Here is a 14,625-nt window from a genome sequence, read left to right on the forward strand (position 1 = left end):
CACACCAGCCAGGCAGTCCGGCAGCACGGCAGCCCGGCACTAACCCACCAGCTCGGCCAGCTCCGCCTCGCGGGCGGCCACATCGGCGAGAAGTTTGTCGGCGATCTCGTCCAGGAGGCGATCGGGATCGTCCGGAGCCATCCGCAGCATCGAGCCGATCGCACTCTCCTCAAGTTCCCTGGCGACCAGCGTGAGCATCTCCTTGCGCTGAGCAAGCCACTCGAGGCGAGCGTAAAGCTCGTCACTCGGACTCGGGCTGCGCTCCGCGGGCACCGGACCAGCCGCCCACTCCTCGGCCAACTCACGTAGAAGCGCCTCGTCGCCGCGGGCATAGGCCGCGTTCACACGAGTGATGAACTCCTCGCGCCGGGCCCGCTCGGCGTCCTCCTGCGCCAGGTCGGGGTGGGCCTTGCGGGCCAGTTCGCGGTACAGCTTGCGGGCCTCCTCGCTGGGCCGCACCCGCTCCGGGGGCCTCACCGACTGCTCCGTGAGCATCGCCGCGGCCTCCGGAAACAGCCCCTCCCCGTCCATCCAGCCGTGGAACAGCTCCTCCACCCCGGGCATCGGCATCACCCGCGCCCGCGCCTCGGCGGCCTTGCGCAGGTCCTCGGGATCACCGGTGCGGGCGGCCCTGGCCTCGGCGATCTGCGCGTCCAGCTCGTCGAGCCGGGTGTACATCGGACCGAGTTTCTGGTGGTGGAGCCGCGAGAAGTTCTCGACCTCGACGCGGAAGGTCTCCACCGCGATCTCGAACTCGATCAACGCCTGCTCGGCGGCCCGCACGGCCTGCTCCAGCCGCGCCTCGGGCCGGGGCTGCTCAGCTTCGGGGGTCGTCACCCGACCAGCCTAGGCCAACGCCACCCCAACCACCGCTGCCAACCATCCACTACCGAGGGGGGCTCCCCCTCCCTCCCCCCTCCCCCTCCCCGCCCTCGCCCCCACCCCGCCCACCCCACACCCGCCCGCCCCGCCTCGCGATCTCGGCGGACCGCCACCGGTGTCATCTCGGCCCACCGTCACCGCCGCCGGTGTCATCTCGGCGAACCGCCACCGCCACCGCCACCGCCACCGGCGTCCCGGGGCGGCAGGCGGACTCGCGGGTCCGCCCGCCGAGGCCGATGTACTTCGATGAACTTCGGTGAACCCTCCTCACACCCCTGTCTCACACCCCCGTCTCGGCTGCGATCCGCCCTGCCCGGACCGCTGTCACAAGGTCCGTGTGGTCGGCTTCGGTGCGGTCGGCGTAGGTGACGGCGAACGTGGCGATCGCGTCGTCAAGTTCTTCGTTCTTGCCGCAGTAGCCGGCGATCAGGCGTGGGTCGGCGCTGTGGGAGTGGGCGCGGGCCAGGAGGGCGCCGGTCATGCGGCCGTAGTCGTCGACCTGGTCGGCGGCGAGCGCGGACGGGTCGACGCTGCCCTTGCGGTTGCGGAACTGTCGTACCTGGAAGGGGCGACCGTCGACGGTCGTCCAGCCCAGAAGTATGTCGCTGACGACCTGCATGCGCTTCTGCCCGATCACCACCCGGCGACCTTCGTGGTCCACCTCCGGCGCCTCGAAGCCGGCCGTCAGCAGGTGCGGGACCAGGGCCGACGCGCGGGCCTCCTTCACCTGGAGGATCAGCGGTTCGCCCCGGTGGTCGAGCAGCAGCACCACGTACGACCTGGTGCCGACGCTGCCGGTGCCGACGATACGGAAGGCGACGTCGTGGACGGCGTGACGGGCGAGGAGGGGGTGGCGGTCCTCGGACAGGGTGGTCAGGTAGTGCTCCAGGGACGCGGCCACGGCGGCGGCCTCCGCGTCCGGGACTCGGCGCAGCACCGGCGCCGCGTCGACGAAGCGGCGGCCGCCGTTCTCTGTCGGCTCGGTCGATTTCGCCGCGAACCGACCGCTGGTGTTGGCCCGCGCTTTCTCCGAGACCCGTTCCAGGGTGCCCAGCAGGTCGTGGGCGTCGGTGTGGGAGACGAGCTCTTCGTCGGCGATGGCGTTCCATGCGTCCAGCACCGGCAGCCTGGCCAGGAGCCGCATGGTGCGGCGGTAGGAGCCGGCCGCGCCGTGCGCTGCTCTGCGGCAGGTGTCCTCGTCCGCGCCGGCCTCCCGGCCTGCGAGCACCAGGGAGGCGGCGAGGCGCTTGAGGTCCCATTCCCAGGGGCCGTCGACCGTCTCGTCGAAGTCGTTGAGGTCGATGACCAGCCCGCCCCGGGCGTCGCCGTACAGACCGAAGTTGGCGGCGTGGGCGTCGCCGCAGATCTGCGCGCGGATCCCGGTCATCGGGGTGCGGGCCAGGTCGTATGCCATGAGTCCCGCCGAGCCGCGCAGGAACGCGAACGGGGTGGCCGCCATCCGGCCGACCCTTATCGGCGTCAGCTCCGGGATGCGGCCCTGGTTGGATTCCTCGACCGCCGTCACGGCGTCCGGTCGGGAGTCGTGCAGCTCGAGTGCGGCGTGCGCCGACCGGGATACCCGGCCGCGCAGCGCCCTGCCCTCTTCCTTGGGCGACCGCGAACCCGCTCCCGCCCCCGCCGCCGGCCCGTCGGCAGACGGCTCGACGGGCCACTCCGCGAACCCACGCACCCGGGGAAGCCTGCGCGCCCCACCCGTCTCCATCCCGGTCCCTGCACCGGTGCCAGCGTCGCCGCCCACCCCGATACCGACGCCGACACCACCGACTGCCTCGGTCGCCATGACCGCCTCCCCCGCACACATACGTCCATTGGCTCGACGAGCCGAACATCAACTCGTGCCGACCGTACAGCCCGGCGGCCACAGGGCGGCAGACCCTGTGGATAACTCCCCATCTGTGGACAAGTCCTCTGCCGGCCCCCGCCGGCCAGCAGGTGTTTCACGTGAAACATCGCACCCGACCAGAAAGCTCACCCCCACGTCCTGACTGCCGGAGCGTGGTCGCCGTCGGGGTGGTCTTCGCCATACGTGCAACGCCAGGTCGCGGTCCGGGCGAGCCCGGTGCAGCCCGCTACGCCCTCGTCTGCGGCCGGTCGCCACCCTGAGATGTTCCTCACACACCGTGAGCAACTGTGGCCAGTACTGGCCTGCGCCCGCTGCTGTGGGCAACTGCCCTGGGATACGCGAAAGCCCCGCAGGTCCTAGACCTGCGGGGCTTTCAGCTGGTGCGCGAGGGGGGAGTTGAACCCCCACGCCCTTGCGGGCACTGGAACCTGAATCCAGCGCGTCTGCCTATTCCGCCACCCGCGCATTGGGTGTGTCCTCGGGCTTGTGGGCTTTTCGGCCCGCCGCCTTCCGACATGCAGAACATTAGCACGCGGTCCAGGGTGCGTTCACATCCCTATTTCGCGGGCAGGGAGCAGGTGGGGGACGGTCGGCGACCCCGTACGTCTCCGCGGTGACTGGTTCACGTATCAACCTCGTACCTATGGCGACCGTCTCCCCAGGAGCCGGGCGAGGAGCACAGTCAGGTGCGGGACACTGGTCCACGGCCGCCTCTACGATCCTGGACAGAAGCGAGAGTCCGAAGCAGGTGCGCACGAGGTCGTCGACACCCGTCGACGGGGCCGACAGGGGGAACCAGCCGATTCACCGGCGCGTGGATACGATCAGTAAGCAGTACCAGGTAAGCGACAACGTGACCGGCAAGGTAAGCGGCACGGCACAGGACGGCAGCCACTACGGAGGAGGTGCCCCATGGGAGTTCTGAAGAAGTTCGAGCAGCGTCTCGAGGGTCTGGTCAACGGCACCTTCGCCAAGGTCTTCAAGTCCGAGGTCCAGCCCGTCGAGATCGCCGGCGCGCTCCAGCGTGAGTGCGACAACAACGCGACCATCTGGAACCGCGACCGCACGGTCGTCCCCAACGACTTCATCGTGGAGCTGAGCACGCCGGACTACGAGCGGCTCAGCCCCTACTCCGGCCAGCTCGGCGACGAGCTCGCCGGCATGGTGCGCGACTACGCCAAGCAGCAGCGCTACACCTTCATGGGACCGATCAAGGTCAACCTGGAGAAGGCGGACGACCTCGACACCGGCCTGTACCGGGTGCGCAGCCGTACGCTCGCCTCCTCCAGCAGCCAGGCGCCGGAGCAGGCGCCCGCAGCCGGCGGCAGACAGCGGCCCGGCGGACCGGGCAGCGCTTCTTATCTCAGCGCCGGCGCCGGAGCGGCCGCTCCGCCGATGCCGTCCGCTCCGCCGCCCGGCGCCCCCGGCGCCCGTCCCGGCGGTTACGGCTACCCGCCCGCCGCGGGCGCGCAGCGCCCCGGCGGGGCAGGCGGGGGCCTGGCCGGGGCTCCGCAGCCCGGGTCCCGCACCCGCCACTGGATCGAGATCAACGGCGCCCGCCACCAGATCTCCCGCGCGACGCTCGTGCTGGGCCGCAGCACCGAGGCCGACGTGCGGATCGACGACCCCGGCGTCTCGCGCCGGCACTGCGAGATCCGGACCGGTTCGCCCTCGACGATCCAGGATCTCGGTTCCACCAACGGCATCGTGGTGGACGGGCAGCACACCACCCGCGCTACGCTCCGCGACGGCTCGCGGATCGTCGTGGGCAGCACCACCATCATTTACCGGCAAGCCGAAGGGTGAAGCGGGGGCAATGTCAGAGCTGACCCTCACGGTCATGCGGCTGGGTTTCCTGGCCGTACTGTGGCTGTTCGTGATCGTGGCCGTGCAGGTCATCCGCAGCGACCTGTTCGGTACGCGTGTCACCCAGCGCGGGTCGCGCCGGGAGGCGGGGCGGGCGCAGCAGCAGGCCCAGCGCCAGCAGGCGCCCCCGCAGCAGCGCCAGCAGCCGGCCGCCGCCGGTCGGACGCGCCGTAACGCACCGACGAAGCTGGTCGTGTCCGAGGGCACCCTCACCGGCACCACCGTCGCGCTCCAGGGCCAGACCATCACGCTGGGCCGGGCGCACGACAGCACGATCGTGCTGGACGACGACTACGCCTCCAGCCGCCATGCCAGGATCTACCCGGACCGCGACGGTCAGTGGATCGTCGAGGACCTGGGCTCCACCAACGGCACGTATCTCGACCGATCGCGGCTGACGACTCCCACACCGATCCCGCTGGGCGCGCCGATCCGTATCGGCAAGACCGTCATCGAGCTTCGGAAGTAGTGCTGCATCATGAGTGAGCGCGAGCGGAGCGAGCACGCGGCGGCGGCCGGCACTCAGGGCCCCGGTGTGCTCCCGAGCGGAGGGTGGGCAGTGTGGCTCGACACGACCGGCTGTACCCGGGGCCGACGGGCGAGGTGCGCATGAGTCTGTCACTGCGTTTCGCCGCCGGATCGCACAAGGGCATGATCCGGGAGGGCAACGAGGACTCCGGTTACGCCGGTCCGCGCCTGCTCGCCATCGCCGACGGCATGGGCGGCGCCGCCGCGGGTGAGGTCGCCTCCTCGGAGGCCATCTCCACCATCGTCGCCCTCGACGACGACGTCCCCGGCTCCGACGTCCTGACCTCGCTCGGCACCGCCGTCCAGCGCGCCAACGACCAGTTGCGCAGCCTGGTCGAGGAGGATCCCCAGCTCGAGGGCATGGGGACCACCCTGACCGCGCTGCTGTGGACCGGGCAGCGCCTCGGTCTGGTGCATGTCGGCGACTCGCGCGCGTACCTGCTGCGTGACGGGGTGCTGACGCAGATCACGCAGGACCACACCTGGGTGCAGCGCCTCGTCGACGAGGGCCGCATCACCGAGGAAGAGGCCACCACCCATCCGCAGCGCTCGCTGTTGATGCGCGCGCTGGGCAGCGGTGAGCACGTCGAGCCGGACCTCTCCATCCGTGAGGTCCGGGCCGGCGACCGGTATCTGATCTGCTCCGACGGGCTGTCCGGGGTCGTCTCGCACCAGACGCTCGAGGACACTCTCGCCAGCTACCAGGGCCCGCAGGAGACGGTGCAGGAGCTGATCCAGCTCGCGCTGCGCGGCGGTGGCCCCGACAACATCACCGTGATCGTCGCCGACGTCCTCGACCTGGACACCGGGGACACACTCGCCGGGCAGCTGTCCGACACCCCGGTGGTGGTCGGCGCGGTCGCCGAGAACCAGCTCCAGCTGCACGACAACGGCATCATGCAGACGCCGGCGGGCCGGGCCTCCGGTCTCGGTCGCAGGCAGCAGGGGCACGGCGGGGGCGGCGAGTTCGGGCCGCCCGGCTCGGGCGGCGACATCACCGGCTTCATCCCCACGGACGGCTTCGGCGACTACACCGACGACGACTTCGTGAAGCCGCGCAAGAGCCGTAAGTGGCTGAAGAGATCCTTCTACAGCGTGCTCGCGCTCGCCGTGATCGGCGGCGGCCTGTACGGCGGCTGGCGCTGGACGCAGACGCAGTACTACGTCGGCACCAAGGACGAGCACGTCGCCCTGTACCGGGGCATCAGCCAGGACCTGGCGTGGGTGTCGCTGTCGAAGGTCGAGAAGGACCACCCCGAGATCGAACTCAAGTACCTCCCGGAGTACCAGCAGAAGCTGGTCGAGTCGACGATCGCCGAGGGCAATCTGTCCGCCGCGCAGAAGAAGATCGACGAGCTGGCCGTCCAGGCCTCCGCCTGCAAGAAGCAGGCCGACGCCACCCCGGCGGGCAAGACCGGCTCGAAGACCGGCACGGGCGAGGCCGGCGGCACCACGGGAACCACCCCCACGTCGCTCACGTCCAAGGCATCGCCGAGCCCCTCGGCAACCGCGTCCCCGTCCGTATCCGCGACCGCCACTCCCACCCCCGGCCCCAGCCTTTCGGAGGAAGAGCAGAAGGTCGTCTCGCGGTGCGGTGAGCAGTAGGCAAGCCGTGAGAGGCCCTGTCACACGATGAGCAGTACTACCAACTCGCCGACGCACCACACGTCCACGATCGGCTCGATCGGTACGCCGAGCCGGCGCAACACCGAGCTCGCGCTGCTGGTGTTCGCCGTCGTCATCCCGGTCTTCGCCTACGCCAATGTGGGCCTGGCCATCAACGAGCAGGTGCCGTCCGGCCTTCTGGCCTACGGGCTCGGCCTCGGTCTGCTGGCCGGCGTCGCCCATCTCGTCGTCCGCAAGTTCGCGCCGTACGCCGACCCGCTGCTGCTGCCGCTGGCCACGCTGCTGAACGGGCTGGGCCTGGTCGCCATCTGGCGCCTCGACCAGTCGAAGTACCTGCAGCAGGCCGAGCAGGCCGGTACGGCCGCGCCGCGGCAGCTGCTGTACACGGCGATGGGCATCGCCCTGTTCATCGTGGTGCTGATCTTCCTCAAGGACCACCGCGTCCTGCAGCGGTACACGTACATCTCGATGGTCGGCGCGATCTTCCTGCTGTTGCTGCCGCTCGTGCCGGGTCTGGGCCAGAACATCTACGGCGCCAAGATCTGGATCTCGGTGGCCGGTTTCTCCATCCAGCCCGGTGAGTTCGCGAAGATCGTGCTGGCGATCTTCTTCGCCGGCTATCTGATGGTGAAGCGCGACGCCCTGGCCCTGGCGAGCCGCCGTTTCCTCGGTCTCTACCTGCCGCGCGGCCGCGACCTCGGTCCGATCATCGTCGTCTGGCTGATCTCGATCCTGATCCTGGTCTTCGAGACGGACCTCGGCACCTCGCTGCTGTTCTTCGGCATGTTCGTGATCATGCTGTACGTGGCCACGGAGCGGACCAGCTGGATCGTGTTCGGTCTGCTGATGTCCGCGGTCGGCGCGGTCGGTGTGGCCAGCGTCGAGCCGCACGTGGAGCAGCGCGTCCAGGCCTGGCTCGACCCGATGAAGGAGTACAAGCTCTCCCAGGCCGGTGTCGGCGGCCACTCCGAGCAGGCCATGCAGGCGCTGTGGGCGTTCGGCTCCGGCGGCACGCTCGGTACCGGCTGGGGTCAGGGCCACTCCGAGCTGATCAAGTTCGCTGCCAACTCCGACTTCATCCTGGCCACGTTCGGCGAGGAGCTGGGGCTGGCCGGCATCATGGCGCTGCTGCTGCTGTACGGCCTGATCGCGGAGCGCGGCGTGCGGACCGCCCTCGCCGCCCGCGACCCGTTCGGCAAGCTGCTCGCGATCGGCCTCTCCGGTGCGTTCGCCCTGCAGGTGTTCGTCGTCGCCGGCGGTGTGATGGGGCTCATCCCGCTCACCGGTATGACGATGCCCTTCCTGGCGTACGGCGGTTCCTCCGTCATCGCCAACTGGGCGCTGATCGGCATCCTGATCAGAATCAGCGACACCGCGCGCCGCCCGGCGCCCGCCCCCGCCTCCAACCCCGACGCCGAGATGACCCAGGTGGTCCGCCCGTCATGAACAAGCCACTTCGCCGGATCGCGGTCTTCTGCGGCCTTCTCGTGCTGACCCTGCTGCTGCGGGACAACTACCTGCAGTACGTCAAGGCGGACACCCTCGCCAGCGACACCCAGAACCGCCGCGTCAACATCACGCGCTACTCCACCCCGCGCGGCGACATCATCGTCGACGGCAAGGCCATCACCGGTTCGGTGGAGACCAGCGGCGACTACAAGTACAAGCGCACCTGGACGAACGGCGCCATGTGGGCGCCGGTCACCGGCCGTTCCTCGCAGGCGTTCGGCGCCAACCAGCTGGAGAAGCTGGAGGACGGCATCCTCAGCGGCAACGACGACCGGCTCTTCTTCCGCAACACCCTGGACATGATCACGGGCAAGGAGAAGGAGGGCGGCAGCGTCGTCACCACCCTCAACGCCGCCGCGCAGAAGGCCGCGTACGACGGGCTCGCCGGGAAGAAGGGCGCGGTCGCCGCGATCGAGCCGTCCACCGGCAAGATCCTCGCGCTGGTCTCCGCGCCGTCGTACGACCCGTCGAAGTTCGCCGGGTCCTCCGACAAGGACCAGGAGGCGTGGAACGCGGTCCAGAAGAAGAACAACCCCGACGACCCGATGCTGAACCGGGCGCTGCGCGAGACCTACCCGCCGGGCTCCACGTTCAAGGTGGTCACGGCCGCGGCAGCGCTGGAGAACGGCGAGGTCGATGGGATCGACTCCAAGACCACCTCCCCGGACCCGTTCCCGCTGCCGCAGTCCACGCAGAAGCTCGGCAACGAGCACGGCGCCTGCGAGAACGCCACGCTGCGCTACGCACTCATGGTGTCCTGCAACACCGTCTTCGCGAAGATGGCCGACAACGTCGGCAACGAGAAGATGATCGCGCAGGCCGAGAAGTTCGGTTTCAACGAGGCCAAGCTGGACACCCCGGTGCGCGCCGCCGAGTCCGTCTACCCCAAGGACAACCAGCCGCAGAACGCGCTGGACGGCATCGGCCAGGGCTCCAACGCCGCGACCCCGCTGCAGATGGCGATGGTCGCCTCGGCGGTCGCCAACGACGGCAAGCTGATGAAGCCGTACATGGTGGACGAGCTCAAGGCCCCGAACCTGGACACCCTGGAGACGACCGAGCCCCAGCAGCTGTCCCAGGCCGTCTCCTCCAAGACCGCGCAGGCCCTGCAGGAGATGATGGAGACGGTCGTCAACGACCCGCAGGGCACCGGCGGCAAGGCCAAGATCAGCGGCGCGATCGTCGGCGGCAAGACCGGTACCGCCCAGCACGGCCTCAACAACAGCGAGAAGCCGTACGCCTGGTTCATCTCGTACGCGAAGCTGTCCGACGGCAGCGCGCCGGTGGCCGTCGCGGTCGTCGTCGAGGACGGCGCCGCCAACCGTGACGACATCACCGGCGGCGGTCTGGCCGGTCCGATCGCAAGGGACGTGATGAAGGCAGTCATCGACAGCAAGAAGTGACCCCCATCACGTCGCCTACACATCGGTGCACGTTGCGATACCGGTCCTGTATCGGGTGACGGGCTTGGCCAGGTCACACTGCTCCGTCCAGGTACGGTAAGCCCGGACGGCAGCCTCCGGCCGCACACGTGTGCCGGTCGGGACCGACGGAGAGGGCTGGTAGGTAGCTATGGAAGAGCCGCGTCGCCTCGGCGGCCGGTACGAGCTGGGCCATGTGCTCGGCCGTGGTGGCATGGCCGAGGTCTACCTCGCGCATGACACCCGCCTCGGCCGCACCGTGGCGGTGAAGACGCTGCGCGCGGACCTCGCGCGCGACCCTTCCTTCCAAGCCCGGTTCCGCCGGGAGGCCCAGTCTGCCGCCTCGCTGAACCACCCCGCGATCGTCGCGGTCTACGACACGGGCGAGGATTACATCGACGGGGTCTCGATCCCGTACATCGTGATGGAGTACGTCGACGGCTCCACGCTCCGCGAGCTGCTCCACTCCGGCCGCAAGCTGCTGCCGGAGCGGACGCTGGAGATGACCATCGGCATCCTCCAGGCCCTGGAGTACTCGCACAGAGCCGGCATCGTCCACCGCGACATCAAGCCGGCGAACGTCATGCTGACGCGCAACGGCCAGGTCAAGGTCATGGACTTCGGCATCGCCCGCGCGATGGGCGACTCCGGCATGACGATGACGCAGACGTCCGCGGTCATCGGCACCGCCCAGTACCTCTCGCCGGAGCAGGCCAAGGGCGAGCAGGTCGACGCGCGCTCCGACCTGTACTCGACGGGCTGTCTGCTCTACGAGCTGCTGACGGTACGGCCGCCGTTCGTGGGGGACTCCCCGGTCGCGGTGGCGTACCAGCACGTCCGGGAGGAACCGCAGCCGCCGAGCGTCTTCGACCCCGAGATCACCCCCGAGATGGACGCCATCGTCCTGAAGGCGCTGGTCAAGGACCCGAACTACCGCTACCAGTCGGCCGACGAGATGCGCCTGGACATCGAGGCCTGCCTCGACGGCCAGCCGGTCGCGGCGACGGCGGCGATGGGCTCGGTCGGCTACGGCGGGTACGGCGACGACCAGGCGACCACGGCCATGCGCTCCGCGGACGCCGGCGCCACGTCGATGCTGCCGCCCATGAACCCGGACGACGGCGGCTACGGCTACGACGACCGTCCCGCCCGGCGCCGTCAGAAGAAGTCGAACGCCTCGACGATCCTGCTGGTCCTCGCCGCGGTGCTGGTGCTCGTCGGCGCGATCCTGATCGGCAAGTGGGTGTTCACGGGCGACGGCGCCGCGGACAAGCCGTTCGCGGTCCCGAACTTCGTGAACAAGACGCAGGCCGAGGCCACGACGATGGCCAAGAACGTCGACCTGAAGGCGGTCTTCACCCAGAAGGCCTGCGAGAGCACCGCCAAGAACAACATCTGCTCGCAGGACCCGGCGTTCGGCCAGAAGGTCAACAAGGGCGACACGGTCAACCTGGTGGTGTCGACGGGCGCGCCGAAGGTGGTCGTGCCGAGTGTCCTCGGCAAGACCCAGGACGAGGCCAAGACGCTCCTGGAGGGCGACAAGTACCAGTTCGTCGTGGAGACGAAGGAAGAGGTCTCCACCGAGGAGGCCGGCACCGTCCTTGAGCAGAAACCGGGGCTCGGCGAAGAGGTGGAGAAGGGCACGACCATCACCCTCACCATCGCCAAGGCCGAGGAGAAGGCGACCGTCCCCGACGTCTCCAACAAGAGCTGTGACCAGGCCAAGCAGCAGATGCAGCAGAACGACCTGCAGGGCAACTGCGTCGAGGTCGACACCCAGGACCCGAACCAGGTCGGCAAGGTCATCCAGACCGTCCCGTCCATCGGATCCCAGGCCGACAAGGGCTCCACGGTCCAGATCCAGATCGGCAAGAGCAGCCAGCCCCAGCAGACCCAGGTGCCGGGCAACCTCCAGGGCATGAGCGTGAAGGACGCCAAGAGGGCGCTGCAGGACGCGGGCCTGAACGTCGGCCAGATCGCGGGCTCCTCGGACGACGACGCCCAGGTCATCAGCTCGGACCCGGCCCCCGGCAGCACCGTCAACAGGGGGCAGACGGTCAATCTGATCGCCTTCAAGAACAACAACGGCGGCAACGGCGGCGGCTTCGGAGGCAGCCAGGGTTAGCCCCGTGCGGTGAACGACGTGGGCCCCACCGGAAACCTCCGGTGGGGCCCACGCTCTTGCCGAGCCTCGGTCGGCTCAGATCGGCTCAGGTCGGCTCAGCCGAGTTCCTTCGGCGGCGTGCGGTCCGCGTCGACCTTCTCGACCCGTTCCAGCTCGCCCCACACCACGTACCGGTAGCGGCTCGTGTACACCGGCGTGCAGGTGGTCAGGGTGATGTAGTGGCCGGCCTTCTTCTTGCCGGACTCCTTGGGGATCTGGCCGAGGACCTCGACGTTGTACTTCGAGGTCTCGGGAAGGACCGCGTACACCTTGTAGACGTACCAGTTGTCCCGCGTCTCGAAGACGATCGGGTCGCCCTTCTCCACCTTGTCGATGTTGTGGAACTTCGCGCCGTGGCCGTCGCGGTGGGCGGCGAGCGTGAAGTTGCCCTCCTTGCCGCTCGTCGGGAGGACGGCCTTGAGGGGGTCGGTGTAGTAGCCGGCGACGCCCTCGTTGAGGATCTTCGACGAGGTGCCCTGCTCGACCAGCACCTCGCCGTTCTTCATCGCGGGCACGTGGAGGAAGCCGATGCCGTCCTTGGTGTCGAGCGCCCCGGGGCCGGTGTCCTCCTGCGCCCAGTTGTCGCGCACCTTGTCGCCCTGCCGGTCGGCGTGCCGGTCGGCGACGACGTTGGTCCACCACAGGGAGTAGACGACGAACAGGCCGAGCACCAGGCCGGCCGTGATGAGAAGCTCACCGAAGACGCTGACGGCCAGCGCGATCCGGCCGCCCGCGCGGCGCCGCGGCGGGGGCTCGGACGCGTCCACGCGCGCGTGCTCTTCGTGCTCGGTGTCGCCGGTGGTCGCTGCCACGTTCACTCTGCCCCTACTCGACTGCACGCCTACTCGCTTGCCCGCCTACTCGACGAGCGCATCCGGCTTGCCCTTGCTGCGCGGCCGTTCCTCGACCATCTTGCCCCAGACGATCAAGCGGTACTTGCTGGTGAACTCCGGGGTGCAGGTGGTGAGCGTGATGTACCGGCCCGGGCCGGTGAACCCGGAGCCCGGCGGGACCGGGTCGAGGACGCTCGTGTTGCTCGGCGCGGTCACCGGCAGCGAGGACGTCATCTTGTAGACGAAGTACTCGTTCTGCGTCTCGACGACCATCTCGTCGCCCGCCTGCAGCCTGTTGATGTACCGGAACGGCTCGCCGTGCGTGTTGCGGTGGCCCGCGAGCCCGAAGTTGCCGGTTTTCGCGTCGGGCATCGCCGTCGTCAGCGCGCCCTCGCCGTAGTGCCCGACCATGCCCTTGTCGAGCACCTTCTTGTTGCTGACGCCCTCGGCGATCGGCACCACCACGTCCAGCTTGGGGATGTGGAGGATCGCGAAGCCCTGCCCCGGCGAGAACACCCCGGGGGCGCCCTTGCCGCTGGCCCAGTCGTCCTGGAGGCTGCTCGCCTCCTTGTCGGCCTGCGCGTGGGCCCGCACGTTCGTCCACCACAGCTGGTAGGAGACGAACAGCAGCATCAGCACGCCCGTGGTGATGAACACCTCGCCGACCGCCCGGCTGGCGACCACGGCCGCGCTCGGCTTGCGGGCCCGCTCCCGGCGGCGGGCCTCGACGCGCGACAGCGGCCGCTCGTCCTGCGCCGGCGCGTCGGCCCCGTTGTACGACTCGGCCACCTCGCCGGGACCGCCATGACGCCCACGGCGGCCCTTGGCGGCCTTTCTGCGGGCCGCGCGGCCACCGGCCGGGGATCCAGGGGCGGGAGAGGCTCCTGGGACGCCAGAGGCCGATATGGACTCGCCGCCGAGCGTGGACGCCGGCGACGGCGGTATCCGCAGCGCCACCGTCTCCTCGTCGATGGGCGGCAGGTACGGCTCCCCCGCATAGGGCCCGGGCCCGGCGCCGTACTGATCACCGCCGAAGGACTCGTACGGCGCGGTGCCGTACGAGTCCTCGCGCTCGGGGCGCAGCGCGGTCACGCCGTGGCCCTGCCCACCACCGGGGCGAGCCCCGCCGACCTCGCCACCGCGCCCTGGTCGCCGCACTCCACCAGCCAGTTGGCCAGCATCCGGTGCCCGTGCTCGGTCAGCACCGACTCCGGGTGGAACTGCACGCCCTCGACGGGCAGTTCACGGTGGCGCAGGCCCATGATGATCCCGTCGTGCGTACGCGCGGTGACCTCGAGCTCGGCCGGGACCGTCTGCGGCTCGGCGGCCAGCGAGTGGTAGCGGGTCGCGGTGAAGGGCGTCGGCAGGCCCGCGAAGACGCCCTTGCCGCCGTGCTCCACCAGCGAGGTCTTGCCGTGCAGCAGCTCCGGCGCCCGGTCCACGACACCGCCGTACGCCACCTGCATCGACTGCATGCCGAGGCAGACGCCGAAGACGGGGACGGCGGTGGTCGCGCAGTGGCGGACCATCTCGATGCAGACGCCGGCCTCCTCGGGCGTGCCCGGGCCCGGGGACAGCAGGACGCCGTCGAAGCCGTCCTGGGCGTGGGCCGTGGAGACCTCGTCGTTGCGCAGGACCTCGCACTCGGCGCCCAGCTGGTACAGGTACTGGACCAGGTTGAAGACGAAGCTGTCGTAGTTGTCGACGACGAGAATGCGCGCGCTCACTGGTTGTCCACCGTCACATCGTTGAAGGGAAGCAGCGGTTCGGCCCATGGGAAGACGTACTGGAACAGCGCGTACACCACGGCGACGACCAGCACGATCGAGAGCAGCGCCTTCACCCACGCGTTTCCCGGCAGATGCCGCCAGATCCAGCCGTACATGCCGTCCCTTCCGTCGCACCACGGCACCTGACTCACGCCGTACGCCA

12 protein-coding genes and 1 tRNA gene are annotated in these 14,625 nt (G+C 69.6%); 6 read left to right on the forward strand and 7 right to left on the reverse strand.

The genetic code is table 11. The features are described from left to right. Window positions 1–39: 39 nt before the first annotated feature. From ACIBAF_RS27360 to ACIBAF_RS27370, 3 genes are all read right to left on the reverse strand, one after another. On the reverse strand, window positions 40–837 hold the full coding sequence (locus ACIBAF_RS27360; RefSeq protein ID WP_399466480.1) for a hypothetical protein: 798 nt from the start codon (window positions 835–837) through the stop codon (window positions 40–42). Between the two features lie 325 nt (window positions 838–1,162). Beyond that, entirely contained in the window at window positions 1,163–2,683 is a 1,521-nt protein-coding gene (locus ACIBAF_RS27365; protein WP_399466482.1) for a DUF2252 domain-containing protein, read from the reverse strand. Between the two features lie 441 nt (window positions 2,684–3,124). After that, a tRNA-Leu gene (locus ACIBAF_RS27370) sits at window positions 3,125–3,211 on the reverse strand. Between the two features lie 447 nt (window positions 3,212–3,658). Between ACIBAF_RS27370 and ACIBAF_RS27375 the strand changes: the two genes are divergently transcribed. The 6 genes from ACIBAF_RS27375 to pknB all read left to right on the forward strand — a co-directional run bounded on the left by ACIBAF_RS27375 (window position 3,659) and on the right by pknB (window position 11,821). Then, window positions 3,659–4,552, forward strand: coding sequence for an FhaA domain-containing protein (locus ACIBAF_RS27375; protein ID WP_399466483.1), 894 nt, complete (start codon window positions 3,659–3,661; stop codon window positions 4,550–4,552). A gap of 10 nt (window positions 4,553–4,562) precedes the next feature. Beyond that, the gene (locus ACIBAF_RS27380; protein ID WP_069769333.1) at window positions 4,563–5,081 is read left to right on the forward strand and encodes an FHA domain-containing protein; all 519 of its coding nucleotides are present in this window, start codon (window positions 4,563–4,565) and stop codon (window positions 5,079–5,081) included. 140 nt (window positions 5,082–5,221) lie between these two features. Beyond that, a complete protein-coding gene (locus ACIBAF_RS27385) occupies window positions 5,222–6,745 on the forward strand; it encodes a Stp1/IreP family PP2C-type Ser/Thr phosphatase (RefSeq protein ID WP_399466486.1) in 1,524 nt (507 codons plus the stop codon). Between the two features lie 27 nt (window positions 6,746–6,772). Continuing rightward, window positions 6,773–8,212, forward strand: a complete 1,440-nt coding sequence (locus ACIBAF_RS27390; protein WP_399466487.1) for an FtsW/RodA/SpoVE family cell cycle protein — start codon at window positions 6,773–6,775, stop codon at window positions 8,210–8,212. After that, window positions 8,209–9,678: a penicillin-binding transpeptidase domain-containing protein gene (locus tag ACIBAF_RS27395; RefSeq protein WP_399466489.1), complete on the forward strand. Its 1,470-nt coding sequence runs from the start codon at window positions 8,209–8,211 to the stop codon at window positions 9,676–9,678. Before ACIBAF_RS27390 ends, ACIBAF_RS27395 begins: the two co-directional genes overlap by 4 nt. 169 nt (window positions 9,679–9,847) lie before the next feature. Further along, window positions 9,848–11,821: a Stk1 family PASTA domain-containing Ser/Thr kinase gene (pknB, locus tag ACIBAF_RS27400; protein WP_399466491.1), complete on the forward strand. Its 1,974-nt coding sequence runs from the start codon at window positions 9,848–9,850 to the stop codon at window positions 11,819–11,821. Window positions 11,822–11,916: 95 nt separating this feature from the next. On the opposite strand, the gene ACIBAF_RS27405 is transcribed toward pknB, so the two are convergent. Genes ACIBAF_RS27405 through ACIBAF_RS27420 form a run of 4 tightly spaced genes read right to left on the reverse strand, consistent with a single transcriptional unit; the run spans window position 11,917 to window position 14,614 of the window. Then, on the reverse strand, window positions 11,917–12,672 hold the full coding sequence (locus tag ACIBAF_RS27405) for a class E sortase (protein ID WP_399466493.1): 756 nt from the start codon (window positions 12,670–12,672) through the stop codon (window positions 11,917–11,919). 45 nt (window positions 12,673–12,717) lie between these two features. After that, entirely contained in the window at window positions 12,718–13,785 is a 1,068-nt protein-coding gene (locus tag ACIBAF_RS27410; RefSeq protein WP_399466494.1) for a class E sortase, read from the reverse strand. Further along, the gene (locus ACIBAF_RS27415) at window positions 13,782–14,420 is read right to left on the reverse strand and encodes an aminodeoxychorismate/anthranilate synthase component II (protein ID WP_399466495.1); all 639 of its coding nucleotides are present in this window, start codon (window positions 14,418–14,420) and stop codon (window positions 13,782–13,784) included. Before ACIBAF_RS27415 ends, ACIBAF_RS27410 begins: the two co-directional genes overlap by 4 nt. Next, window positions 14,417–14,614 (reverse strand): hypothetical protein, encoded by a 198-nt coding sequence (locus ACIBAF_RS27420; RefSeq protein WP_319676302.1) that lies wholly within the window; start codon window positions 14,612–14,614, stop codon window positions 14,417–14,419. The genes ACIBAF_RS27415 and ACIBAF_RS27420 overlap by 4 nt, the downstream gene beginning before the upstream one ends. Window positions 14,615–14,625 lie beyond the last annotated feature (11 nt).

Source organism: Streptomyces sp. NPDC051677 (assembly GCF_044453465.1).
Taxonomy (GTDB): domain Bacteria; phylum Actinomycetota; class Actinomycetes; order Streptomycetales; family Streptomycetaceae; genus Streptomyces.